Source organism: Sphingomonas sp. QA11 (assembly GCF_028473665.1).
Classification (GTDB): Bacteria; Pseudomonadota; Alphaproteobacteria; order Sphingomonadales; family Sphingomonadaceae; genus Sphingomonas; species Sphingomonas phytovorans.
Window position 1 is genome coordinate 1,840,730 of record NZ_CP098774.1, and the last position, 25,423, is coordinate 1,866,152.

The following is a 25,423-nucleotide window of genomic DNA, read 5'->3' on the forward strand; positions in this document are numbered from 1 at the left end:
ATCAAGGTTCAGGCGGTTGCCTGATCCTCGGCAAGGGCTGCCCTGATCGCATCGATCGCCTCGGCGCCCTTCGATCCGTCGGGGCCGCCGCCCTGCGCCATGTCGGGCCGACCACCGCCGCCCTGCCCGCCAAGCACGGCGACCGCACGACGGAGGAGGTCGACAGCGCTGTAGGTCGCCACCAGATCGTCGGTAACCCCAACCGCGATCGAAGCACGCCCCTCATTGACCGCGACCATCACCGCGACGCCCGACCCGATCCGTTGCTTGGTCTCGTCGACCGCGCCGCGCAGGCCCTTGGCATCGAAATCCTGGACGACCTGGCCGACGAAGCTGACCCCGCCGACCTGCTCCGGCCCGGCCGCGGTGGCCGAGCCGCCGCCAAGCGCCAGCGCCTTCTTCGCCTCGGTCAGTTCACGTTCCAGCCGCCGCCGGTCTTCGACCAATGCGGCGACACGTGCCGGCACGTCATCGGGCGATGTCTTGAGCGCCGCCGCCGCGTCGCGCAGCTTCTCGTCGCGCGCAGTGAACCACTGCCGCGCCGCCTCGCCGGTCAGCGCCTCGATTCGCCTGATCCCGCTCGACACAGCGCTCTCGCCGATCACCTTGAACAGGCCGATGTCGCCGAGCTGCTTCACATGAGTGCCGCCGCAGAGTTCGAGCGAATAGGTCCTGTCGCCCTCGCGACCCATCGAAACGACGCGAACCTCGTCGCCATATTTCTCGCCGAACAGCGCCATCGCACCCTCGTCGATCGCCTCTTCGGGCGTCATCAGCCGGGTCGAGACTTCGCCATTCGCGCGGATATGGCGGTTCACATCGGCTTCCACCTCGGCGATGCGGAGCGGCTCAATCGCGGTGGGCTGCGAGAAATCGAAGCGAAGCCGGTCGGGCGCGACCAGGCTTCCCTTCTGCGCCACATGCAGGCCGAGGCGCTGGCGCAGCGCCTCGTGCAGCAGGTGAGTCGCGGAGTGGTTGGCGCGGATTGCGCCGCGACGGCCCTGGTCGACGGTCAGTCGCACGGCATCGCCAATAGCGATCTCTCCGGCCTCGACATAGAGACGATGCGCCCAGAGGCGGCCGAGATGCTTCTGCGTATCCTGGATCGAACCACGCAGCCCCTTTTCGCTACCGATCGATCCGGCGTCGCCTACCTGGCCGCCACTCTCGCCGTAGAAGGGGGTCTGGTTGACGACCAGGTCGACCGTATCGCCCGGGCCGGCGCGATCAACCCGCTGACCATCCCTGACCAGCGCGATAACCTGACCTTCGCCCTCTTCGGCGCTGTAGCCGATGAACTCGGTACCGCCGGTTTCCTCGGCGATGTCGAACCAGATCTCGTCCGAGGCGCGGTCGCCCGAACCCTTCCAGGCGGCACGCGCAGCGCGCTTCTGCTCGGCCATCGCCGTGTCGAAGCCCGCGCGATCCACGCCGAAGCCCTGCGCCCGCAACGCGTCCTCGGTCAGATCATAGGGAAAGCCGAACGTGTCGTAGAGCTTGAACGCGGTTTCACCCGCCAGGGTGGCTCCAGGCACCATGCCGGCTGTCGCTTCATCGAGCAGGCGCAAGCCGTTGGTCAGCGTGCGGCGGAACTGGGTTTCCTCCTGCAGCAGGGTGGCCTCGATCGAAGCCTGCGCGCGCAGCAGCTCGGGATAGGCGGTGCCCATCTCGGCGATGAGCGACGGCACCAGCCGGTGCATCAGCGGCTCCTTCGCCCCGAGCAGATGCGCATGCCGCATCGCGCGGCGCATGATCCGGCGAAGCACATAGCCGCGGCCTTCGTTCGCCGGCAGCACGCCGTCAGCGACGAGAAAGCCCGAAGCGCGCAGATGATCGGCAATAACGCGGTGGCTCGCCTGGGTCGGGCCGGTGCTGGCGGTACGGGTCAGCGCGCTCGATTCGGCGATCAGCGCCTTGAACGTGTCGGTGTCGTAATTGTCGTGCACGCCCTGCAGCACCGCCGCCACGCGCTCCAGCCCCATGCCGGTGTCGATCGACGGGCGCGGCAGATCGGCCCGGGTGCCGTCAGCCGATTGCTCGAACTGCATGAACACCAGGTTCCAGATCTCGACGAATCGGTCCCCGTCCTCGTCGGGGCTGCCGGGAGGGCCGCCGGGGATATGATCGCCATGATCGTAGAATATCTCGGAACAGGGGCCGCATGGCCCCGTATCGCCCATCGACCAGAAATTGTCCGAGGTGGCGATGCGGATGATTCGGCTCTCGGGCAGGCCGGCGATCCGGCGCCAGAGGTCGAACGCCTCGTCGTCCGTATGATAGACGGTGACGGTCAGCCGGTCGGGCGAGATGCCCCATTCCTTCGTGATCAGATTCCAGGCGAGCGAGATCGCGCGCTCCTTGAAATAATCGCCGAACGAGAAGTTCCCGAGCATTTCGAAGAAGGTATGGTGCCGTGCCGTATAGCCGACATTGTCGAGATCATTATGCTTGCCGCCCGCGCGGACGCATTTCTGCGACGAGGTCGCGGTCGAATAGGCGCGCGTTTCGAGGCCGGTGAACACATTCTTGAACGGCACCATGCCCGCATTGACGAACATCAGCGTCGGATCATTGTGCGGCACAAGCGGCGCGGACGGGACGCGCGCATGTCCCTCGGCTTCGAAATAGTCGAGGAAGGATCGGCGGATGTCGTTGGTCGATGTCATGGGCGGCGATTTAAGCGGGACTTCGCGCCTTGCCAAGGAACATCACCCGAACGGGGCGTCGATCGTCGTCGGAGGCTGCGAAAACCATTTCGGGCCCGCCGGAGTCATGTGAAAACAATCCTCCAGCCGTACCCCGAACTTGCCCGGCAGATAGAGTCCCGGCTCATCCGAAAAGCACATGCCGGCGGCCAGCGGCGTAGCCTCGCCATGGACCAGGTTGACCGGCTCATGCCCGTCCAGCCCGATGCCGTGGCCGGTGCGGTGCGACAGGCCCGGCAGCTTGTAGCGCGGGCCATAGCCAAGCGCTTCATAACGGCGGCGGACCGCGTCATCGACGCTCCCGGCTGCCGCCCCGAGCTTCGCGGCGGCGAACGCGGTCGCCTGGCCTTCGCGCACATGATCCCACACTTTGCGCTGCTCGGCATTTGCGGTGCCGAACACGAAGGTGCGCGAGACGTCAGACTGATATCCCTGCACCGTGCAGCCACAGTCCATCAGGACCACCTGCCCGTCCGCCACGACCTGCGGCGCGCGGCTGCCATGCGGATAGGCTGCCGCCTCGCCGATCAGGACCAGCGCGAATTCGGGATCACCGCCCAGCTTGCGCGTCGCCGCATTCATCAGCGCGCCGATATCGGCCGGCTTCATGCCTTTCTCGATTCGCGGATATGTCCAGCGATAGGCGGCGATCGTCACATCGGTCGCAGCCTGCATCAGCGCGATCTCGGGCGCTGTCTTGATCATGCGGCAACCGCGCACGGCCGGATTGGCGGAGACGAGTTTCGCGCCCGGCAGCGCCCGGGCGAGGCCGTTCACCGCGAAATAGCGCAGGGTCTCCTCGATCCCGATCGGGCGCGCGGCGAGCTTGCGATCCTTCAGGAAGCCAGCGACGACGGCCAGCGGGTCCTCATCCTCCTGCCACACCCGCACCTCCGCCGGCACGCCGAGCGTCTGGCGAACCGAGGGTTCCTCGAAAAAGGGCGTGACGATGCACGGGTCGCCCTCGACCGGCAGCACCGCGGCGGTCAGCCGTTCGCTCCGACCCCAGCGAACGCCCGTGAAATAGATCAGCGACGATCCGGGCTCGATCAGCACGGCCCCGATCCCGTTTGCCTTCATCAGGCCCTGCGCGCGGGCGATTCGGGCCCGGCGCTCTTCCGCGCCGATCGGCGCCGTGCCGGCTGCGATATCGTTCAGCGCGGAAAGATCAGGCTCGGCCGCTCGGAGGATCGACGGCACGGCGAGCAACGAAAGACCCGTCACCGCGCCGCCGAGCAACTCGCGTTTCGTCACCAGCATAGGGCCTCTTTCCGTTTGTTGCGTCCGGACATAAGGCGCTTGACCGCGCGGCCGCAATCCCCTTCCCTGCCGCGCAAATCTCCGGGGACATCTTCATGGCCAAGCGCCTTACGCTCTACATCGTTATCGGCCTGGTGCTTGGGCTCGTCGTCGGCTGGGGTCTGCATCTCGCGATAGACGACAACACCCCGGCCTCCGCGGCCGCACTGGAAAAGATCGCCGGCTATTTCTCGATCATCACAACGCTCTTCCTGCGCCTGATCAAGATGATCATCGCGCCACTGGTCTTCTCGACGCTTGTCGTCGGCATCGCGCATATGGGGGATACCGGCGCGCTGGGCCGTGTCGGCCTTCGCTCGCTCGCCTGGTTCATCTGTGCAAGCCTGTTGTCGCTGACGCTGGGCCTCATCCTGGTCAACATCCTGCAACCCGGTGTCGGCCTCGGCCTGCCGATCCCGCCCGTCAATGCGGATGCAGGCATCGTGAAGACCGGTTTCAACCTGAAGGATTTCGTTACCCACGTCGTCCCGTCCTCGATGATCGAAGCGATGTCGACCAACGAGATCATCCAGATCGTGGTCTTCTCCGTGTTCGTCGGCGTCGCGATCACGGCGGTCGGCGACAAGGCAGCGCCCCTTGTCCGCGCGCTGGAGGGGCTGGTCGCGGTGATGCTGCAGATCACCAACTATGTGATGCGCTTCGCCCCGTTCGCCGTGTTCGCCGCAGTCGCCAGCACGCTCGCCGAACGCGGACCTGGCGTGCTCGCCGATCTCGGCTATTTCATCCTGTCCTTCTATATCGCCCTCCTGCTGCTCTGGCTGCTGCTGATCGGGCTCGGCTACCTCTTCATCGGCAAGCGGACCTCGCTGCTGGTACGCTATATCCGCGATCCCCTGATCCTCGCCTTCACGACCGCCTCGTCCGAGGCAGCCTATCCCCGCACCCTCGAGGCGCTCGACCGGTTCGGCGTGCCGCCCAAGATCGGCAGTTTCGTGCTGCCGCTCGGCTATTCGTTCAATCTCGACGGATCGATGATGTACATGACGTTCGCGTCGCTGTTCATCGCCCAGGCCTATGGCGTCCACCTGTCGCTCGGCGAGCAGATCACCATGCTGCTGGTGCTGATGGTCACGTCGAAGGGCATTGCCGGCGTCCCCCGCGCGAGCCTGGTGGTGATCGCTGCCACGCTGTCGCTGTTCAAGATCCCCGAGGCAGGGCTGCTGCTGATCCTCGCGGTCGACCATTTCCTCGACATGGGTCGTTCAGCCACCAACGTGGTCGGCAACGCGATCGCAGCGAGCGTGGTGGCGAAATGGGAAGGCGATCTCGACCCGATCGAGCCTGCCGACATCGATCCGCCGCAGGCGCCATCGAAGGGCATGCTTTAAAAAGCCCGAGGAAATTCCCTGTTCCGGGCCAGTAACAGGGAATTTCCTTTTTTTCATCCGGCTTGCAGCGGATTATCCGAATATTCCCGTTTAATATCAATTCAGTATAATAGATTCCCTGTTATCCGAGAACAGGGAATTCAGGCGCGGATAACAGGGAAAATTCCGCGCCGAACAGGGATATCTGCGGCGTATAGCGATGAGAAAGAGCCCGTCGGTTCCCGAGGGTTCCGCGCAGCCCCTATCCTGCAGCCAGCGTTCACCACATTGAATCAACCGCGCTCGATCGGCGCTCAGGCATAGGCATAAGGCCCGCCCTTTGCCAAAGCCGCCCGATAAGCCGGGCGGGCGTGGATCCGGTCGAGCCAGGCGATGGTATGCGGGCGCGAACCGTCAAGCCCGGCACGATTGCGCGCTGCCTCGAGCGGGAAGCTCATCATGATATCGGCACCGGTGATCTCCTCGCCCGCGAACCATGGGCGCTGGGCGAGTTCGGATTCGACATAGTCAAGATGCACGTCGATCATCGGCTGGATGCGCTTCGCCGCTTTCTTGCCGAGGAATGGAATACGATTGACGACGAGCAGCACAAGCAGGGGCGGCATCAGCGACCCTTCGGCATAGTGCAGGAACTGGCGGTAACGGAGGACCGAATCGCGGTGCGGCAGCGGCCCGAGCCGCCCGTCGGCCTTCTCGACCAGATAGTCGATGATCGCGCCGGTCTCCGCGATCACCCGGCCGTCGTCGCTATCCTCGATGACCGGTGACTTTCCGAGCGGATGGACCTTCTTCAGCTCGGGCGGTGCGAGCATGGTCTGTTTGTTGCGCTCGTAGCGCTTGACCTCATACGGCATGCCCAGTTCCTCGAGCATCCACAGGATACGCTGGGAGCGGGAGTTTTCGAGATGGTGGACGATGATCGTCACGGCAATCCTCTCTCTCTATCCGTCGTTGTGCGCAGACCATAACCACGCCGCGGCCGGGAAATCCACGGCATCGTCGACATGGTGCCGCGCGATGACCGCCTCGACCCGGCCAAGCATCGCCGCCCGCTCCCCGGCCGGCGCCTGGCGAAGGATCGGCGCAACCGGCCCGATACGCTGGAACAGGCTCAATGCATCGGCAACCGGATCGGCGCCCTCGCCAGCGCGATAAGAGAACTCGACTGGCCGGCAATCGATCCGCGACCATCCCGCCACGCTCAGCAAAGCGCGAACGCTATCGGGATCTGCGAAGGCGAAAGGCCCGGGCACATAGCCGGTGGGCGGGGGCGGCGACTCTCCCTGGGCAGCGACGACAAGCTCCGTTGCCCAGGGATTGAGCGTGCTGGCCCTGAAACAGGAGAAGACGAGGCCGGCACCCGGCACGGTTTCGCGTCGCAATGCCGAGAAGGCGGCAACAGGATCGGGAAAGAACATCACCCCGTGACGCGAGACGAGCAGGTCGACCGGCGCCAGACCGGCGAGATGCTCTTCCGCCGGTCCACAGCGGAAGGAAAGATTGTCGAGCCCCTGGCCACGCCCGGTTGCGATCTCGACCAGGCTGGGCGATATATCGATTCCGACCACCTGCCTGCCGGGTAGCGCCCCGGCGATCGCCAGGCTGGTGGTACCGGCACCGCAGCCGATATCGACGATCGCCGCGCTGCCGGAGAGAGCCATATCGAGAATCGCGGCGTTCAGCTGCGTCGCCAGCCCGGCAAAAATACGATCAGTCCTGCGCCATTCAGCCGCCCAGACATCGCCTATCGACCCTGACCAGTCACTCGCGGTCGTCATCTTCTTTCTCCGCACCGGGCGATCGTTCATGGGGCCGGCCCGAGCAGCCCTATCCCGCGGTCACCATGCAGGCCAGCGCTGCCGGGTTCCAAAATTTCCATGGCCCGAAATATGAAAGGCCCGCCAACGCAGGCGGGCCTTTCCGGGTTTTGCGACGGGAGAACGCCGCGTAAAATCAACTCTCAGAGTTCGTCGTCGTCCTCGGCATCGGGACCGGCCATCATCTCTTCGGCCACCTTGTCGGTACGAGCCCGGATCGCCTTTTCGAGGCGATCGGCCATTTCGGGATTCTCTCTGAGGAAATTCTTCGAATTCTCACGGCCCTGGCCGATGCGAACGCTGTCGTAGCTGAACCACGCGCCCGATTTCTCGACCAGCCCGGCCTTCACGCCGAGATCGAGGATCTCGCCGATCTTAGAAACGCCCTGGCCATACATGATGTCGAACTCGACCTGCTTGAACGGCGGCGCGACCTTGTTCTTGACGACCTTCACCCGAGTGGTGTTGCCAATGATCTCCTCGCGATCCTTGATCTGGCCGGTGCGGCGGATGTCGAGGCGGACCGAAGCATAGAATTTCAGCGCGTTGCCGCCCGTCGTCGTCTCCGGATTGCCGTACATCACGCCGATCTTCATGCGGAGCTGGTTAATGAAGATCACCATGCAGCGCGAGCGGCTGATCGAGCCGGTCAGCTTGCGCAACGACTGCGACATCAGGCGGGCCTGAAGGCCGACATGGCTGTCGCCCATTTCGCCCTCGATCTCGGCACGGGGCACCAGCGCCGCGACCGAATCGACCACCAGCACGTCGATCGCGTTGGAGCGGACCAGCGTATCGACGATCTCTAGCGCCTGCTCGCCGGTGTCGGGCTGCGAGACGATCAGCTCGTCGATGTTGACGCCGAGCTTCTTGGCATAGACCGGGTCGAGCGCATGCTCGGCATCGACGAACGCTGCCGTTCCGCCGGTCTTCTGCGCCTCGGCGATGACGTGGAGCGCGAGCGTGGTCTTGCCCGAGCTTTCCGGTCCGTAAATCTCGATCACGCGGCCGCGCGGCAGGCCGCCGACGCCGAGCGCGATGTCGAGCCCGAGCGAGCCGGTCGAGATCGCCTCGACCTGCATGGTTTCCTTCGAGCCGAGCCGCATGGCCGACCCCTTGCCGAATGCGCGATCAATCTGTGCGAGTGCCGCGTCGAGTGCCTTGGCTCGCTCTGAGCTCGCCTTATCGTTGGAGACTGCCATTTTGTTGTCGATGACCTTCAAAGATGCCGCCACTGGAGCCTCCGTCGCTAGACTGATCACATCGCGCGTTCAATGCGTGTTGGAAGTCCCGTATATGGTTTGTTCCATAAGAACAAGAGTGGAACAAGAATTTTGTGGGATCCGTGAAACGACCCGTTCCGGGGTGCGGCCCCTTCTCGTTCCGGCTTGCTCCCCGATCGTGCCCGCGCGATGAAGGAGAGATGACCGACCACGATTTTATTACCGGCCTGCCCAAGGCGGAACTCCATTTGCATATCGAGGGCAGCCTCGAACCCGAACTGATGTTCGCCCTGGCGCAGCGCAACAAGGTCGCGATCCCCTATGCGAGCATAGAGGAGGTTCGCGCGGCTTACAGCTTCTCCAGGTTACAGGATTTTCTCGACATCTATTATGCCGGCGCAAACGTGCTGCAGAAGCAGGAGGATTTTCGCGATCTCGCTGTCGCCTATTTCGATCGCGCCGCAGCCGACGGCGTCGTCCATGCCGAGATCATGTTCGACCCCCAGACCCATACCGATCGCGGCATCGCCTTCGGCACGGTGATAGAGGGCCTGCTCGCCGGCATGGCCGACGCGAACGCCCGGTACGGCATGACATCGAAGCTGATCCTGTGCTTCCTGCGCCATCTCGACGAAGATGCCGCCTTCGTCACGCTGGCGGCGGCTGAACCGTGGCTCGACCGGATCGACGCCGTGGGGCTCGACTCGTCCGAGCTTGGCCATCCGCCCGAGAAATTCGCCCGCGTGTTCGCCGCTGCCCGCGCGAAAGGACTTCGGCTGGTCGCACACGCCGGCGAGGAAGGACCGCCCGACTATGTCCTCCAGGCGCTCGACCTGCTCGAGATCGACCGGCTCGACCACGGCAATCGCAGCCTCGAGGATCCCGTTCTCACCGCGCGGCTGGCGCGTACCGGCATGACGCTGACGGTATGCCCGCTTTCGAACCTGAAACTGTGCGTGGTCGACGACATGGCCAATCATCCAATCGACCGGATGATCAAGGCGGGGCTTCGCGCCACGATCAATTCGGACGATCCGGCCTATTTCGGCGGTTATATCGCCGACAATTACCGGGCGGCTGCCTCCGCGCGGGGGCTCGACCGCGGCGATCTGGTCCTGCTCGCCCGCAACAGCTTTCTCGGATCCTTCCTGCCCGACGACGCGGTGGCGGCGCATCTCGCCCGGCTCGATGCCTATGTGGAGGCAAGCCGATGACCGTTTTCACCGAGATCCCGCACGAGGCGTTCGTCGCCGCCGTTCGCACGCTTGCGGCGCAACTGGCCGAGGACGACTGGAAACCGGATTTCATCATCGGTATCGGGCGCGGCGGCCTCGCCCCGGCCGTCTATCTCAGCCATGCCACCGGCATGCCGATGCTGTCGGTCGACTATTCGAGCCAGGTGAAGGATTTCGCCGACGAGCCGCTGGTCAGGCTCGCGCACCGCACCCAGGCAGGCGAAAGGCTGCTGTTCCTGGACGACATCAATGATTCGGGCCGCACCATCGGCCATCTGCGCGAGGTCCTGCGTGCAGCCGGCGCGGTACCGGACAGTATTCGCTTCGCCACGTTGATCGACAACGCCAAATCGGCGCAAAGGGTCGAGTATCGCGCCCGCACGATCGACCGCACCGTCGACAAGGACTGGTTCGTCTTCCCCTGGGAAGCCGTCGCCCCTGCCCAGTCTCTGATCGAGGATGCGGCGGCGGTGCCAGAACGGATCGCCTAACCGAGCGAGTCGAGCGCCCGCGATACCGCATCCATGGTGAAGGGCTTGGACAGCGTCGGCCGGCCGCGATAGGCCTCGGCCACGCTCTCGGCCGATCCACCGGTCGCCAGCACAAACAGCACGCCCTTCGCCGCCAGGGCATCGGCGATCGGCCAGCTCTTCTCCCCGCCGCGCAGGTTCACGTCGAGGATAGCCGCATCGATGCCGCCCGCCTCGACAAGTTTCAGCGCATCGGCGACGTTGTCGGCCGTGCCTGCCATGGTCTTGCCGAGGACGTCGAGAAAATCCTCGAGCATCATCGCGATCAGGGGCTCGTCTTCGACGATGAGGATATTGGTCGGGGCGGTCATCATCGCCCCATAATCTCCGGCGCGTATCGCCGCCAAGTCATTTCGCCGCCAGCACGTCCCGCGCCGCCTCGGCAAGCTGCTGTACCGAGAAGGGCTTGGCGAGAAAGGTGACATTGTCGAGGTCGATCGACTTGCGCAACTGCTCCTCGGCATAGCCGGACATGAACAGGATCGGCAGGTCGGGGTAGCGCGAGCGGACCTGGCGAACCATGGTCGGCCCGTCCATCACCGGCATGACCACGTCGGAGATCAGCAGGTCGGGCCGAGCGCTCTTTGTCAGCACGTCGAGCGCGACCTCGCCATTTTCCGCGGTCAGTACCGTATAGCCCTGCCGGACCAGCGCGCGCTCGGCGACCGCGCGGACCATATCCTCGTCCTCGACCAGCAGGATCGTGCCGGTGCCCCACAGGTCGGTCGGCTTGTCCCTGTTCCTGGCCGGGCTCACCGGCTTGGCGGGCTGCGACGCGGTATGGACCGGGAGGTAGATGGTGAACACCGCCCCCTGCCCGCGCCCCTGTTCCCTGTTGTCGGCGAAGATATAGCCGCCCGATTGCTTGACGATGCCATAGACGGTGGAGAGGCCAAGCCCGGTCCCCTTGCCGACATCCTTGGTGGTGAAGAAGGGTTCGAAGATCTTGGGCAATATCTCGGGCGGGATGCCGCCGCCAGTATCGGCCACCTCGAGCGCGATATAATCGGCGATCGGCAGGATGTCGGACCCCATCCGGCGCACGTCGGTTGCGGTCACCGACTTGGTCTGGATCGACAGTTCGCCGCCGCCGCGCGGGTCCTTCGCCAGCATCGCGTCGCGCGCATTGACCGCGAGGTTGACCACGACCTGTTCGAGCTGCCCCGGATCGGCGCGCACCGGGCCCAGGTTGCGGCCATGCTTCACCGTCAGCGTCACCGTCTCGCCGAGCAAGCGCTTGAGCAGGTTGGAAACCTCCGAAATCACGTCGGGCAACTGCAATACCTGCGGCACCAGGGTCTGCTGGCGGGAAAAGGCGAGAAGCTGCCGGGTCAGGCTCGCGGCGCGGTTCGAATTGGCGCGGATCTGCTGGATGTCATCATAATCGCTGTCGCCGGGCGAATGGCGCATCAGCATCAGGTCGCAGTGCCCGATGATCGCGGTCAGGATATTGTTGAAATCATGCGCGACGCCACCGGCAAGCTGACCGACCGCCTGCATCTTGGTCGCCTGCGCCACCTCGCGCTTGAGCCGGGTCTCCTCGCTATTGTCCTTGAGGCTGAGCAGCACCGCCGCATCGCCCAGGCCGCGCGCGCCAGCGATCGACAGCGCGACCGGCTCCTCCGGATGATCCTTCAGACGCACGGCGAGATCGGTCGAATGAGTCGCCCCGTTCGCGAAACGCCGGATCGCGTCGGCGACCACCCCCTTGTCCTCGCGCACCAGCAGATCGCCGGGATAGAGCGGCGGCGCCGCCGCATCGACCTCCGCCGCGCGTGCGAACGCATCGTTCATCTGGAGAAAGCGGCCGTCACGATCGACCAGCGCCATGCCGAACGGCATCAGCGAGACGAGGCTGCGGACATGCGCGCTGGCGCTCGCCCCGATCGCCGGCTCGTTGGCACCGCCCTCCTCATCAAGCAAGACGACCAGCATCGGCGCATCGTCGCCGTCGAGGAACGGGATCTGCAGGACTCGCAACGGGCTGCCGGTCAGCCCTTCGCGCTCGAACCGGACAAGGCCGTGGCTGTCGGTGATGAGGAAGCGGGCGAAGTCGCGGCCAGCCACGGCGCCTTCCTCATGCCCCATGGCGCGGGCGCGCAGTACGCGGTTCGCGGCACGTATCCGCCCGTCGGGCGCGATCAGGGCGGCCATGATCCCCGCCGCGGCAAGCCGGTCCCCGGTCGGTCCGCCGATCACGCCTTCGACGGTGGCGGCGAGATCGAGCGCCTCGACGCCACGGAAACGCCAGACGAGCAGATCGTCGTCCGCTCCCGCCCGCTCGATCTCCGCCCTGAGCAGCGTGCCGCGTGCAATCAGCCGGGCAACCGAGGCAGCGCCGTCACGCCAGGCGGTGCGGCCGGCGGCACCAAGGAGGTCGATTCCCGCATCGTCCACCGGCAATGCCGGGGGAGTCGGGAAACCGGCGAACAGCGCCTCATACCGGTCGTTGGCGCATACCAGGCGTCCGGCGCGGTCAGTGATCGCCACCGCCTCCGGGCTGCTAGCGGCCAGCGTGCGGGCAACGCTCCAGTCGGGTTCGACGCTTTCGGCACGTCCAGATGGGAACAGCCTGCGAAACAGGAGCAGCGATCCGAGGATCACCAGGGAAGTCGCCACGAAGGCCGCCGCCACCGGCAGGTTGCGCAGCACCACCAAAATCAGCAGCGCCGCAGTAAACCCGCATGCAGCGGCGATCAACGCCGCGCCGCGCGCCGGCGAGAGCGTCGAGGCGGAGGATGCTGGAAGGCTTGCCATCCTGCCTCTCTTTGGCCGCGCTCAGGTAAGCGTCAAGCTGCTTAAAAGATGCGAACGCGCTGTATTTGCTTGCGGCCGGTCAATGCCGAGGCCGCGAGCGGTTCACTGCTTCAGCCTGGCATGGGCCCGGCTGCGCCACTTGCGCGCGATCCACCAGCGCCAGCCGAGCGCCGCCGCGGCATAACCGACCACCGACAGGACCAGGGTGATGATGAACAACCCGACGATCGTCGCGGGCCCGGCAGTCGACAGCAGCCAGTGAAGCCAGCTCGAATTCGCCGCGACCTGGGTTGCGATCGGGGCGCCCGGCACCTGTGCGTCGAGATGCAGTGCCTGCTTCCCGATCCAATAGGCCGCCACCCACAGAAACGGCGTGGTGAACGGGTTGGTGATGAAGGTCATCGCCGCGGCAACCGGAATATTGGCGCGGATCGGCAGGGCGAGCACCGCCGAAAAGGCAATCTGCGCGACCGGGAAGAGGATGCCGGTCACCATGCCGAGCGCGACGCCGCGCGGCACTGAACGGCGCGTGAAGCGCCACAGGGCCGGGGCAAGGACGCGGTGCGCGATCGGCCGCAGCAGGCGGTTCTGCTCCATGCTCTCGCGTGTCGGCATGGTGCGCTGCCACCAGGCGGCGACGCGCGTGAAAAGGCGTGGCCGCTCAGCCACGATCACGCATGATCCTCCCCTGCTCGCGCTTCCAGTCGCGTTCCTTGATCGTCGCGCGCTTGTCGTGGTCCTTCTTGCCCTTCGCCAGCGCCAGCTCAACCTTCGCACGTCCCTTCGAATTGAAGTAGATCATCAACGGCACGAGCGTCATGCCCTCGCGCGCCACCGCGCCGTGCATCTTGTTTATCTCGCGCTCGTGAAGGAGCAATTTGCGCGGCCGCTTGGGCTCGTGGTTGAAGCGGTTGCCATGGCTGAATTCGGGAACGTTCGAATTGATCAGCCAGACCTGCCCGTCCTTCACCTCGGCATAGCTCTCCGCGATCGACCCGGTGCCGCTGCGCAGCGACTTCACCTCGGTGCCGGTCAGGGCGATCCCGGCCTCGTAAACGGTATCGATGGCATAATCGAACCGCGCCCGCCGGTTCTCGGCGACGATCTTGGTTTTCTCGAAGACGGGGGGCTTGGGACGGGACATGGGACGCGCGATGTAGGCGCTCCCCGCGCAGAACGAAAGCGGGGTTGGTGAGGATTCGGTCGAGTTGCCTGGAGTAACCGATGTTTCAGCGAGGCAAGTCCACTGATAAAACATGAAAAGATGACACAACTTCCCGGGGCTTGCGGTTGTTCTTGTCACGATAGCGACCTGAGCCTATCCGGAACGTCAGACAGCGTTAAGCTGCTGGCAGGGCGAACTCATGTGGCTGAACAGACTCTGGAAAGTCCGAAAAGCTGCGCCCTCCACAATGGTTCGGGCACGCATAGGGTATCTCGCCGACGGATCTTCCCGTCCCCGCGCTGACCGCATCCAGCCGGAACGATCAATTGTCCCCTTCGAGGACAGGGAACTCCCGATCCACGACATGCGCCACGCTGCAGACCCGGCCTCGCTGTCCAAGGAAGGGTTCGCGCTGGTCCGGCACGAAAGCCGCGTCGCCGACTTTACTGATGCCGCTGAAGTGGAAGGGGTCTATCTCGCCGAGGTCGAGGAGCTGGTGAGGCAGGCCAGCGGCGCAACCCGGGTGTTCGCGCTTCCGCGCCCGGTCTTGCGGTCCAGCCGTCACACGACGGACGCGACCGGCATGATCACCGAGGTGCCGGCCCCGATTGCACACACGGATTTTACCGATCGCTCGATCCAGGCAGCCGCGGCCACGGCGCTTGAACGGGCGGGCGCTATTGGCGCCGGCACAGACCGCGTCATGATCTACACCGTCTGGCGTTCGCTGCGCCCTCCACCGCAGGACAGGCCCCTCGCCCTGTGCGACATCCGCACGGTGGCGAATACTGACCTCGTGCGGGCGGATGCCGTCGGGAATCCGGGCAGCGCCGAAGTCGAATCGGAATTCTACCTGTTGAAAGCCAATAGCCGCCATCGCTGGTGCTATTATTCGGCCATGACACCCGACGAAGCGCTGATCTTCCGCCAGTCGGACTCACTGTCGGACGGGCCGTCGGGGTGCCCGCATACCAGCTTCATTCATCCGGAGAGCCAGGGAGCCGTGCCTCGCCTGAGCATCGAAGCACGCGCATGCGTGTTCCTTGACTGAAGGATCGGTCTTGCCGGCATCGGGCTCGACGGTGACGGGACAGGAATCCTTCGACCGTCATGAGAGTATGAACGTCCTGCCCATTGTTCCAGACGCCCAACGGTTCCTGACGCTCGACGTCCTGCGCGGCATCGCCGCGATCAGCGTTCTTTTCGTCCATATCGGTTATGTCGGCGGCTATCGCTGGCTGGCGCCACTTGGCTATCTCGCCGTCGACCTGTTCTTCATGATGAGCGGGCTGGTCATCGGCTATGCCTATGAACGCAAGCTGCTCGACGGGATGCGCTGGCGCAGCTTCATGGCAGTCCGGATCGCCCGCCTCTACCCTGCCCTGTTCCTTGGCGCCCTGATCGGCCTGGGTGTTCAGGTCTGGCTGCACGGTGCAGCCGGCCTCGGCTTGCACTCCCTCGGCCAGTTCTTCCTGGTGCCGGATTTCACGTCCCCGATCCTGTTCCCGCTGAACGGCGTAATCTGGTCGCTCTTTCTTGAACTCATCGTCAATGCCGCGCATGCTGCTGCCGCGCGCCGGCTGTCCACATCGCGTCTCGCCATGCTGACGATAGCCTGCGGCATCGCCTGGGCCTGGATCGCCGGATCGACCGGCAACTGGGGCGGCGGCGGGAACTGGTCGACCCTCGCCGGTGGTTTCGCGCGCATCGGGTGGAGCTATGGTGCTGGTCTTCTCGTCTATCGGCTGATCGTCGCGGGACGCCTGAGGCCGCCCGCCTTCTCCGCCATCTGGCCGATCGCAGCGACATTCTTCCTGCTGATGCCCCCGCGCTTCGGCGCGATGGTCCCGCGGATCGACGCGACGCTGTTCCTGCTGTTCCCGATCATCGTTCTGATCGCGACACATGCCCGCCTCGCCCCGGCCGCGAGATGGCTCGCCAAATGGCTGGCTGCATTGTCCTATCCGCTTTACGCCGTCCATTATCCTTTGCTGCTGGTTGCCGCTGACTCGATCGGCGCCCGTTCCGGGGCGGCGGCGTTGTGGATCCTCACCGCCGGGACCGTCATGCTCTTCGCGACGATCGCCGCCTATCTTTATGAGACGCCGGCGCGAAGGTGGTTGAGAAGCCGCCTCGGACAAGCGGCGGGGGTATAGCGCCGCCCGCCTCGGGCGCGCCGCATTGCGCCTCACTTCCGGCCGAACAGCTTCTCGATGTCCGAGTGCTGCAGTTTCACCCAAGTCGGCCGGCCATGATTGCACTGGCCCGAATGGGGCGTGATCTCCATCTCGCGGAGCAGCGCGTTCATCTCCGCCACCGACAGCACCCGCCCCGCCCGGACCGATCCGTGGCAAGCCATGGTCGCCGCGACATGATCGAGCCGTTCCTTGAGGCTGAGCGTCTCGTCGAACGCCGCCAGTTCGTCGGCGAGATCAGTAACGAGCCCGGTGACGTCGCTTTGCCCGAGCATCGCCGGCACGCTGCGCACCAGCATGGCGCGCGGGCCGAACCGCTCCAGATCCAGCCCGAACTCGGTCAGTTCCGCAGCGCGCGCTTCCAGGCGATCGCAGGCCGGCTCGTCAAGCTCGATCACCTCGGGGAGCAGCAACGCCTGCGCGGCGACGCCACCATGCGCCATCGCCTTGCGCATCCGTTCAAGCACCAGGCGTTCATGGGCGGCATGCTGGTCGACCAGCACCAGCCCGTCCTCGGCCTCGGCGACGATATAGGTCTTGGCGACCTGGCCCCGTGCGACACCCAGCGGGAAGGACACCGTCTCCGGCGGCGGCGCATAGGCCGGCTCGGCCCGCGCCATCGGCGGGGCGATGAAATTCGGACGGCGCTCGAACACGGCGTGCTGGCCAGTCGCCGGCCGGCTGTCCCATTGCCGGTCTTCCCAGAGCTGTGGCGAGGCGGGCGCCATCGGTTCCTGCTGCCACGCCGCCAGCGCCGTCTCGCTCAGGCGCTGGACGCTACGATGCCCGGCTTCGTCCAGCGCGCGCTTTAGGCCGCTGACGATCATCCCGCGCACCATCGCCGGTTCGCGGAAACGCACCTCGGTCTTGGCCGGGTGCACGTTCACGTCGACCATGTTGGCCGGCACCTCGAGGAACAGAGCGACCACCGCGTGCCGGTCGCGGGCAAGCAATTCGGCATAGGCGCCGCGGACCGCGCCGACGAGCAACCGGTCCTTCACGGGGCGCCCGTTGACGAAGAGATATTGGTGATCGGCGATCCCTCGGTTGAAGGTGGGCAGGCCCGCGATCCCGCCGAGTTTCAGCCCCTCGCGTTCCAGATCGATCGGCACGCCATTGTCGATCAGTGCCCGGTCAGTGAGCGCGGCGACCCGGTCGGGCAGGCTCTCGCCGGCACCGACCGACAGCGAGCGCCGCCCGTCATGTTCAAGGCTGAAGGCGATATCGGGCCGCGCCATCGCCAGCCGACGGACGACATCGAGGCTCGCCGCATATTCCGATCGCGCCGATCGCAGGAACTTGCGCCGTGCCGGCACACGCTCGAACAGCGCGTCGACCCGCACCCGCGTGCCGGGGGGAATCGCCGCAGGCCCTTCAGACACGAGCGCCCCGTTGTCGACGATCCGCGACCAGCCTTCCGCCCCGCGCACCCGGCTTTCCAGCGTCAGCCGCGCGACGCTCGCGATCGACGGCAACGCCTCGCCGCGAAATCCCAACGTCGCGACGTTTTCGATCGCTTCATCGGGCAGCTTGGAGGTCGCGTGCCGCTCCAGCGCAAGCGCCATGTCGGGGGGCGTCATACCGCACCCGTCATCGGTCACCTCGATCAGGTCGGTCCCGCCGCCAGCGAGACGAATCGCGATGCGGCGGGCGCCCGCGTCGATCGCGTTTTCGACCAGTTCCTTCAACGCGCTGGCGGGTCGTTCGACCACTTCACCGGCGGCGATACGATTGACGAGATGTTCGGGCAGGCGGCGTATTGACATGGGTGTGGCTCTAGCCCAAGCGACGGCATCCCGCGACCCGCATCTACTCGGCAAACTGAGCGTGGAATTTCCAGCTCTGGCCGGGCGTTCACAGGTGTTGGAAGTGGTAGTGCGAACTGCCGGACCGCAAAACGGCCGGCCTGGAACGGAACGATCAATGGCCTTCTTCTCGCGTTTCTTCAGACTCATGTCGCACGATATGGCAATCGACCTCGGAACCGCGAATACAGTGGTGTATCTGCGCGGACGCGGCATCGTCCTCAACGAACCGTCGGTGGTCGCGGTTGAAACGATCAACGGCGTGAAGCGCGTCAAGGCAGTGGGCGACGATGCCAAGCTGATGATGGGCAAGACCCCGGACAGCATCCAGGCGATCCGTCCACTGCGCGACGGCGTCATCGCCGACATCGATGTCGCCGAGCAGATGATCAAGCATTTCATCCACAAGGTGCATGGCGGGCAGCGCAGCTTCATGCGCTGGCCGCAGATCGTGATCTGCGTGCCCTCGGGCTCGACCTCGGTCGAGCGTCGCGCGATCCGCGACGCAGCCTCCAATGCTGGCGCCTCGCAGGTGTGGCTGATCGAGGAGCCGATGGCCGCCGCGATCGGTGCTGACATGCCGGTGACCGAGCCGATCGGCTCGATGGTCGTCGATATCGGCGGCGGCACGACCGAAGTCGCGGTGCTGTCGCTGCGCGGCCTCGCCTACACCACCTCGGTCCGCGTCGGCGGCGACAAGATGGACGAGGCGATTGTCTCGTACGTCCGCCGCAACCATAACCTGCTGATCGGCGATTCGACCGCTGAGCGGATCAAGCAGGAAGTCGGCGTGGCGAAGCCGCCGCCCGACGGCATCGGCCTGACCATCCACGTCAAGGGACGCGATCTGGTCAACGGCGTGCCGAAGGAAATCCAGATCAATCAGGGCCAGATCGCGGAAGCGCTCTCGGAACCGGTCGGCCAGATCGTCGAGGGCGTCCGCATCGCGCTGGAGAACACCGCGCCGGAACTCGCCGCGGACATCGTCGACCAGGGCATCGTGCTCACCGGCGGCGGCGCGCTGCTGAAGGGCATCGACGAGGTGTTGCGCGACGAGACCGGCCTGCCTGTCACGATCGCCGACGATCCGCTGACCTGTGTCGCGCTCGGTACGGGCCGCGCGCTCGAGGATCCGGTATTCCGCGGTGTGCTGCACAGCGCGTGATCAGATGATGAAGTCCCGGTGCCGATAGGCGGTACCGGGCCTTCCTTGAGGGGGAATATGGCGCCGTCTCGTAACCGGCGCCCGGGTTTTTCGCGGCGGGCGCAATACAGCCTATTCCTGAGCTACGTGATCGCCGTTGCGGGTTCGCTCGTCGGCGCGGTGCTGCTCGCCCTGGCCACGCTCGACCCACCGGCTTTCGCCGCGTTGCGGGCGACCGTTGCCGAGGTGACCACCCCGGTCTCGTCAGGCATCGCCGCGATCGGCCGGGGCATCGCCTCGATCCCTGCCTCGGTCTCCGACTATATCGGCGTGCGCAGGCAGAACGAGCAGCTCCGCAAGCAGCTCGCCGACAACCATGCCCTTCTGATGCGCGCGCGCACGCTGTCCTACGACAACCGCCGCCTGAAGGCCCTGTTGCAATTGCGCGAGCGCTCTCCCGGCCCCGTGGTGGCGGCGCGTCTCGTCAGTTCCTCGGCATCGAGCACGCGGCGTTTCGCGATGCTCAACGCTGGTGCCTGGCAGGGTGTGAAACCGGGCCAGCCAGTGCGCGGTCCCGAAGGACTGATCGGCCGGATTCTCGAAACCGGTCCGAATACAGCACGCGTCCTGCTCCTTTCCGATCCTGAGAGCATCGTTCCGGTGCGCCGTACCCGGGACGGCCTGCCCGCCCTCGCCGCAGGGCGTGGCGACGGGTTGCTCGATATCCGGTCAGCCTCGCTCGCCAATGTCGGTTTCGAGCCCGGCGACATCTTCGTGACCTCAGGCACCGGTGGCATCTATTCTCCCAACATCCCCGTCGCACGCGTGTTGAAACGCGCCCGTGATACGGCGCTGGCCCGCACCTTCGCGCAGCCCGACACGCTCGATTTCGCGCTGGTCCAGCAGGCTTTCCTGTCGGTCGCACCGCCGGCGGCCCCGCAAAAGCCATGAGGCAGCCGACCCGCGGGCCTTTCGACGCCGCGCCCCCGCCCGCGGCGGCGCGGCTGTTGCCGCCCGCATCGGTGCTGCTGGCATCGCTCGCCACGACCTGGCCCTTCGTCGCGACCTTTCCCTTCCTGCCGCCGCTAGGGCTGATGGTACTGCTCGGCTGGCGACTGGCCAGGCCGGACGTGTTTCGAATCTGGGCACCGCTGCCGCTTGGCTTCTTCGACGATCTGGTCAGCGGGCAGCCACTCGGCAGCGCAATGCTGCTCTGGACCCTGTGCTTCTTCATGATCGACCTGATCGACCAAAGGCTGGTGTTCCGGGATTTCTGGCAGGACTGGCTGATCGCATCCGGCGCGATCGGCTTCTGCCTCATCGTGGGACGTCTCGTCGCAGCCCCTATCGGCGCCCATGTCGATACCGTGTTATTACTCCAGATCGTGATCTCGACGATGCTTTTCCCCCTTGTGGCGCGGTTCTGCGCCTGGCTTGACCGCAAGCGCGAGGGCGCATGAACCAGCCGACCCGCGTGATTACCGAGGCGACGCAGACTTACAGCTTCTCGCGCCGCGCGCTGGTGTTGGGCGCCGGGCAGGCAGCGGTCGGCCTGCTGCTCGCCGGCCGAATGACCTGGCTCGCGGTGGCCGAGAACGAGCATTACAGCCTGCTCTCCGAAAGCAACCGCGTGAACATGACGCTGGTGCCGCCCCGGCGCGGCTGGATCGTCGATCGCAACGGCGTTCCGATCGCCAACAACCGAACCGACTTCCGTGTCGACATCATCCCTGACCGGTTGGAGAACAAGGATCGCACGCTCGGCTTGCTCCGCGATATCCTCAGCCTTCCGCCAGAGGCGATGGATCGGATCACGGCCGACCTGAAGCGCGCCGCGGGATTCCAGCCGGTGCAGGTCATCGAGAATCTCGATCTGGAGAAGTTCGCCGCGGTCAGCGTCCGCCTGCCCGAACTGCCCGGCGTGGCGCCCTCGCGCGGTTTCGCCCGCAGCTATCCCTCGGGCGCGGCGGTCGCACATCTGACCGGTTATGTCGGCGCCGCGTCGGCCGAACAATATCAGAAGACCAAGGATCCGCTAATGGTCACCCCCGGCTTCAAGCTGGGCAAGGACGGCCTTGAAAAGACGCTCGAGCCGGAACTGCGCGGTTCGCCCGGCGCGAAGCGCGTCGAGGTAACCGCCCGCGGCAAGCTGGTCCGCGAGCTCGCGACCCGGCCCGACGTACCCGGCAAGACCGCGCGGCTGACCATCGACGCAGGCCTGCAGGAATATGCCGCACGCCGTCTCGGCACCAATTCGGGTTCAGCAGTGGTGATCGATTGCCTGACCGGCGAGATGCTCGCGATGGTCTCGATGCCAGCATACGACCCGAACAGTTTCTCCGACGGGATCAGCCATCTCGAATGGAAGATGCTGTCTGACGATGATCACGTCCCGCTGATGAACAAGGTGCTGCAGGGTCTTTACCCGCCCGGCTCGACCGTCAAGCCGATGAACGCGCTCGCGCTTCTGGAGGCGGGCGTGCATCCGGACCAGTCGGTCCATTGCTCCGGCGCCCTTAAGGTGGGCAACGGCACCTTCCATTGCTGGAGGCGCGGTGGCCATGGCAGCGTCAACATGCGGCGTGGCGTCGCGCAGAGCTGCGACATCTATTTCTATCAGATGGCACGCGACATCGGATATGACCGTATCGCGCCCATCGCCCGCAAGCTTGGCCTCGGCCAGAAATTCGATCTGCCCTTCAGCTCGCAGCGTTACGGCACCGTCCCCGATTCGGCGTGGAAGCTCCGGCGCTACAAGCAGAACTGGACGGTCGCCGACTCGCTGAACGCGTCGATCGGCCAGGGCTATGTTCTCGCCAATCCCCTGCAACTCGCGGTCATGGCATCGCGCATCGCATCCGGACGCGCGCTTCAGCCGAGCATCCTGATGGACAAGGTGCATCCCGCCGCAGCGCTTGACGTCTCGCCCGAGCATCTTGAGATCGTCCGCGACGCGATGTTCGCGGTGGTAAACGACGGCGGCACCGGCGGCGCTTCACGCCTCCAGATTCCGGGCATGACCATCTCGGGCAAGACCGGCACCGCGCAGGTGCGTCGCATCTCGATGGCTGAACGGCGCAGCGGCGTGCTCAATAACGCCTCCCTGCCCTTCAAGATGCGCGACCACGCACTCTTCATCTGCTTCGCGCCATCCGACAAGCCGCGTTATGCCGCAGCCGTGGTGCTCGAACACAACGCCCATCTCATCCGCAATCTCGATACGCCGATGATCGGGCGCGACATCCTGACCTATCTGCTCGACCGCGAGCGGGCTGTGGCATCACTGGCCGAGGTCGAGCCGACCTGGGGTGGCGACATCAAGACCCGCATGACGGCGCAGGCCACCGCCTATCGCGCCGCCGCCAACGCGCCACCACCGATGGTCGGTGCGGCGACGGAATTCAACGCCACGGCGGCCACCGACGCGCCGGCGGTGGAGGCTGCGACCAGCGCCGCCGACGCAAGCGCTGAGGCGCTGGCCAACGCCACACGGGCAGGGGCCGGGGTCGCCGAGACCGGTTCGACGGAGAGCGACCGATGAACGGGCTCAATTTCGTTCCGGAGCCGCTGGCCCAACTCCCCTGGAAGATCATCCTGCTGGTCATAGCGATCGGCAGCTTCGGGCTGCTGGTAATGTATTCCGCCGCCGGGGGCAGCATACGCCCCTGGGCACTGCTTCAGGGCATCCGCTTCTTCATCTTCCTCGCCGGCGCCGTGGTTCTGTCCCGCGTGCGCGAATCGATGTGGCAGGCACTGGCGATTCCGGCCTATGTCGGGCTGATCGTCATGCTCATCCTTGTCGAACTGATCGGCGCGGTGCGCGGTGGCGGGCAGCGCTGGCTCGATCTCGGCATCATTCGCCTACAGCCGTCAGAACTGATGAAGGTGTTCATCGTGCTCGCGACCGCGCGTTTCTATCACGCGTTGCCGCCCAACGAGACCCGGCGCTTTACCGCGATCTGGCCCGCGGGGGTGCTGATCCTGATCCCGGCGGCCTTGGTCATGAAACAGCCGGATCTCGGCACTGCACTCATGATCGTCGTGGGCGGGACAACCGTGATGTTCCTCGCGGGCGTGCCTTTGCGATTGTTCATCGGTGCTGCGCTGGCGCTGGGCGCGGCGATCCCGCTTGCGGTGAACTTCGTTCTGCACGGGTATCAGCGCAACCGTATCCTGGTCTTCCTCGATCCCGAAAGCGATCCGCTCGGCATCGGCTATCACATCAGCCAGTCGAAGATCGCGATCGGGTCCGGCGGCATCTTCGGCAAGGGTTTTCTCAACGGTACGCAAAGTCATCTGGATTACCTGCCCGAAGGCCAAACCGACTTCGCGCTGGCGACGATGATGGAGGAATGGGGGCTTGTGGGCGGCATATTGCTGATCGTCGCCTTCTTCATCATCATCCAGTGGGGCGTGATGGTCGCGTTGCGTGCGCAGACCCGCTTCGCCCGGTTGACCGCCGCAGGCATCGCGACGACGATCTTCTTCTACGTAGCGATCAACATGGCGATGGTAATGGGCCTTGCGCCGGTGGTGGGCGTTCCCCTCCCCCTGATCAGCTTCGGCGGATCGTCCCAGATGACGATCATGCTATGCATCGGAATCCTGATGTCGATCGATCGCCAGAACCACCAGACGGTGCGCTGGTAGGCGGGGCGAGCTTTTTTTCCCGTTGCGGGAAAAAAGGGTTTGCATCCGGCGGGCCTGATGCTAACCGGCGCCCTCCCCGATGCGGCGGCGCCTCCAACGCGCCACTTCAGCTGCCCGGTATGGACGCATAGCTCAGTTGGTAGAGCAGCTGACTCTTAATCAGCGGGTCCTTGGTTCGAGCCCAAGTGCGTCCACCATCCTTCATATCCGATCGTCGTTGCCCTGCATATGCATCCATTCCAGAGGTGTTTCCGCAGCTTCGAATGGTGACACCCCAAGTCGTTGCGTGAATTGAATCCATTCTGATCGCAGTTGGCTGATTACGCCTTCCAACCCTATCGACGTTGTCCGCGAACCATGGTTTTCTGGCACTCGCCCCTCGCGCCGCGGCCCTCCCGGCCGATCGCGGGAGGCATCGGGTTGACGATCACGGGAACTGCTATGTCGGATAGTTGGCTCAGCGAAATTCGAATATTTCCATATGGCAAGATACCGAACGGGTGGCATCTCTGCGACGGCACGATCCTGCAAGTCACGGCGAATCAGGCATTGTTCGCCTTGCTGGGGAATCGGTATGGCGGCGATGGCCGGGTCACCTTCGGGCTGCCCGACATGCGCGGACGCGTGCCGATCCACGTGAATCCCGCTGATCCCACCTGCAATCAGGTCGGCATGGCAGGTGGGGCCGAAGGCGTGACGCTCACCGTCAATCAGATTCCCGCGCATAGCCATCAGGTCTCCGCCTTCAGCGCCAACGGGACCGTTCCAATCCCGCTGAACGGCTACCCCTCGGCGGTGGCGCCCAACGGGACGGCCGGGACACCGTCGCCCCCGCAGATATATGGCCCAATACCCACCGGCACGGGCACGACCACGCTGCTCAACGCCGGGTCAGTCCTTGCCGAAGGCAGTGGCCAGGCACATGAGAATCGCCAGCCGACCATGGCGATGAACTGGTGCATCTGCGTTTCGGGTTTCTTCCCATCCAGAAACTGAGCGGACAGCAAGGAACGCAATCATGGATCCCTATATCGGCGAAATTCGCCTGTTTGCCAGTATCTACGCACCACGTGGCTGGGCCCTGTGCGCTGGCCAATCACTGCCGATAATCGGCAACGAGGCTCTCTTCACACTAGTTGGCACGACCTATGGCGGCGACGGGAGAACTACGTTCAACCTTCCCGACCTCCGCGGGCTACTGGTCTGCGGGACGGGGCAGGCCCCCAGTTCACCCATCACATACACGTTGGGACAGTCCTTCGGCGTCGCGCAGGTCACGGTGACCGAGGCGCAGATGCCGCCACATACCCACTCGATCACGGCATCCACCCAGCCCGCGAACGCTCTCGTCCCAACAGGCAATGTCTTCGCGGCGCCGAGCAGCGTGCCGGAATACGTCAATTCCGGCGCGACCGGGTTCGTCGCCCGCAACCTGGCGGCGACCGCACTCTCCAGCGAAGGGGGGAGCATGCCGCACGCCAACCTGATGCCGACAATGGCGGTGAACTACATCATCTGTATCCAGGGCATCTTTCCCGCCTGAAGGGGA

At 65.1% G+C, this 25,423-nt stretch carries 22 protein-coding genes and 1 tRNA gene; 13 read left to right on the forward strand and 10 right to left on the reverse strand.

The window, feature by feature from the left end:
- Positions 1-8: 8 nt before the first annotated feature.
- Positions 9-2,666: an alanine--tRNA ligase gene (gene alaS, locus NDN01_RS08400; protein ID WP_272626891.1), complete on the reverse strand. Its 2,658-nt coding sequence runs from the start codon at positions 2,664-2,666 to the stop codon at positions 9-11.
- A 42-nt stretch (positions 2,667-2,708) separates the two neighbouring features.
- A complete protein-coding gene (locus NDN01_RS08405; RefSeq protein ID WP_272626892.1) occupies positions 2,709-3,965 on the reverse strand; it encodes a M24 family metallopeptidase in 1,257 nt (418 codons plus the stop codon).
- Between the two features lie 95 nt (positions 3,966-4,060).
- Between NDN01_RS08405 and NDN01_RS08410 the strand changes: the two genes are divergently transcribed.
- Positions 4,061-5,353 (forward strand): dicarboxylate/amino acid:cation symporter, encoded by a 1,293-nt coding sequence (locus tag NDN01_RS08410; RefSeq protein WP_272626893.1) that lies wholly within the window; start codon positions 4,061-4,063, stop codon positions 5,351-5,353.
- 293 nt (positions 5,354-5,646) lie between these two features.
- Here the strand turns inward: NDN01_RS08410 and NDN01_RS08415 are convergent, their stop codons facing one another.
- The 3 genes from NDN01_RS08415 to recA all read right to left on the reverse strand — a co-directional run bounded on the left by NDN01_RS08415 (position 5,647) and on the right by recA (position 8,405).
- Entirely contained in the window at positions 5,647-6,279 is a 633-nt protein-coding gene (locus tag NDN01_RS08415) for a glutathione S-transferase family protein (protein WP_272626894.1), read from the reverse strand.
- 15 nt (positions 6,280-6,294) lie between these two features.
- Positions 6,295-7,131: a class I SAM-dependent methyltransferase gene (locus NDN01_RS08420; protein WP_272626895.1), complete on the reverse strand. Its 837-nt coding sequence runs from the start codon at positions 7,129-7,131 to the stop codon at positions 6,295-6,297.
- Between the two features lie 182 nt (positions 7,132-7,313).
- Positions 7,314-8,405 carry a recombinase RecA gene (recA, locus tag NDN01_RS08425; RefSeq protein ID WP_443025213.1) on the reverse strand — a complete coding sequence of 364 codons (1,092 nt, stop codon included), beginning with the start codon at positions 8,403-8,405 and terminating at the stop codon, positions 7,314-7,316.
- A 188-nt stretch (positions 8,406-8,593) separates the two neighbouring features.
- Here recA and NDN01_RS08430 point away from each other — a divergent pair, with 188 nt between their 5' ends.
- Together NDN01_RS08430 and NDN01_RS08435 are read left to right on the forward strand one after the other, a co-directional pair.
- Positions 8,594-9,607, forward strand: a complete 1,014-nt coding sequence (locus NDN01_RS08430) for an adenosine deaminase (protein WP_272626896.1) — start codon at positions 8,594-8,596, stop codon at positions 9,605-9,607.
- Positions 9,604-10,119 carry a phosphoribosyltransferase gene (locus NDN01_RS08435; RefSeq protein ID WP_272626897.1) on the forward strand — a complete coding sequence of 172 codons (516 nt, stop codon included), beginning with the start codon at positions 9,604-9,606 and terminating at the stop codon, positions 10,117-10,119. Before NDN01_RS08430 ends, NDN01_RS08435 begins: the two co-directional genes overlap by 4 nt.
- Here NDN01_RS08435 and NDN01_RS08440 read toward each other — a convergent pair.
- From NDN01_RS08440 to smpB, 4 genes are all read right to left on the reverse strand, one after another.
- Positions 10,116-10,469 (reverse strand): response regulator, encoded by a 354-nt coding sequence (locus NDN01_RS08440; RefSeq protein ID WP_272628110.1) that lies wholly within the window; start codon positions 10,467-10,469, stop codon positions 10,116-10,118. The genes NDN01_RS08435 and NDN01_RS08440 overlap by 4 nt on opposite strands.
- A 37-nt stretch (positions 10,470-10,506) precedes the next feature.
- Positions 10,507-12,915, reverse strand: coding sequence for a hybrid sensor histidine kinase/response regulator (locus NDN01_RS08445; protein ID WP_272626898.1), 2,409 nt, complete (start codon positions 12,913-12,915; stop codon positions 10,507-10,509).
- Between the two features lie 102 nt (positions 12,916-13,017).
- Positions 13,018-13,584 carry a DUF2062 domain-containing protein gene (locus tag NDN01_RS08450; RefSeq protein WP_272626899.1) on the reverse strand — a complete coding sequence of 189 codons (567 nt, stop codon included), beginning with the start codon at positions 13,582-13,584 and terminating at the stop codon, positions 13,018-13,020.
- Complete coding sequence (smpB, locus tag NDN01_RS08455) at positions 13,577-14,059, reverse strand: SsrA-binding protein SmpB (protein ID WP_272626900.1); 483 nt, start codon at positions 14,057-14,059, stop codon at positions 13,577-13,579. The genes NDN01_RS08450 and smpB overlap by 8 nt, the downstream gene beginning before the upstream one ends.
- 220 nt (positions 14,060-14,279) lie before the next feature.
- Here smpB and NDN01_RS08460 point away from each other — a divergent pair, with 220 nt between their 5' ends.
- Positions 14,280-15,131 (forward strand): CmcJ/NvfI family oxidoreductase, encoded by an 852-nt coding sequence (locus tag NDN01_RS08460; RefSeq protein WP_272626901.1) that lies wholly within the window; start codon positions 14,280-14,282, stop codon positions 15,129-15,131.
- 10 nt (positions 15,132-15,141) lie between these two features.
- Positions 15,142-16,236 (forward strand): acyltransferase family protein, encoded by a 1,095-nt coding sequence (locus NDN01_RS08465; RefSeq protein WP_272626902.1) that lies wholly within the window; start codon positions 15,142-15,144, stop codon positions 16,234-16,236.
- 32 nt (positions 16,237-16,268) lie between these two features.
- On the opposite strand, the gene mutL is transcribed toward NDN01_RS08465, so the two are convergent.
- Complete coding sequence (gene mutL / locus NDN01_RS08470; protein ID WP_272626903.1) at positions 16,269-18,041, reverse strand: DNA mismatch repair endonuclease MutL; 1,773 nt, start codon at positions 18,039-18,041, stop codon at positions 16,269-16,271.
- A 157-nt stretch (positions 18,042-18,198) separates the two neighbouring features.
- Here mutL and NDN01_RS08475 point away from each other — a divergent pair, with 157 nt between their 5' ends.
- The 8 genes from NDN01_RS08475 (at position 18,199) to NDN01_RS08510 (ending at position 25,417) form a co-directional block, all read left to right on the forward strand.
- Positions 18,199-19,245, forward strand: coding sequence for a rod shape-determining protein (locus NDN01_RS08475; protein ID WP_272626904.1), 1,047 nt, complete (start codon positions 18,199-18,201; stop codon positions 19,243-19,245).
- Positions 19,246-19,302: 57 nt separating this feature from the next.
- Entirely contained in the window at positions 19,303-20,175 is an 873-nt protein-coding gene (gene mreC / locus NDN01_RS08480; RefSeq protein WP_272626905.1) for a rod shape-determining protein MreC, read from the forward strand.
- Positions 20,172-20,684: a rod shape-determining protein MreD gene (gene mreD / locus NDN01_RS08485; RefSeq protein WP_272626906.1), complete on the forward strand. Its 513-nt coding sequence runs from the start codon at positions 20,172-20,174 to the stop codon at positions 20,682-20,684. Before mreC ends, mreD begins: the two co-directional genes overlap by 4 nt.
- Entirely contained in the window at positions 20,681-22,765 is a 2,085-nt protein-coding gene (mrdA, locus tag NDN01_RS08490; RefSeq protein WP_272626907.1) for a penicillin-binding protein 2, read from the forward strand. Before mreD ends, mrdA begins: the two co-directional genes overlap by 4 nt.
- Positions 22,762-23,874, forward strand: coding sequence for a rod shape-determining protein RodA (gene rodA, locus NDN01_RS08495; RefSeq protein ID WP_272626908.1), 1,113 nt, complete (start codon positions 22,762-22,764; stop codon positions 23,872-23,874). The genes mrdA and rodA overlap by 4 nt, the downstream gene beginning before the upstream one ends.
- Positions 23,875-23,995: 121 nt before the next feature.
- A tRNA-Lys gene (locus NDN01_RS08500) sits at positions 23,996-24,071 on the forward strand.
- A 244-nt stretch (positions 24,072-24,315) separates the two neighbouring features.
- The gene (locus NDN01_RS08505; protein WP_272626909.1) at positions 24,316-24,870 is read left to right on the forward strand and encodes a phage tail protein; all 555 of its coding nucleotides are present in this window, start codon (positions 24,316-24,318) and stop codon (positions 24,868-24,870) included.
- A gap of 22 nt (positions 24,871-24,892) precedes the next feature.
- The gene (locus NDN01_RS08510) at positions 24,893-25,417 is read left to right on the forward strand and encodes a phage tail protein (RefSeq protein ID WP_272626910.1); all 525 of its coding nucleotides are present in this window, start codon (positions 24,893-24,895) and stop codon (positions 25,415-25,417) included.
- The last annotated feature ends 6 nt before the right edge of the window (positions 25,418-25,423 follow it).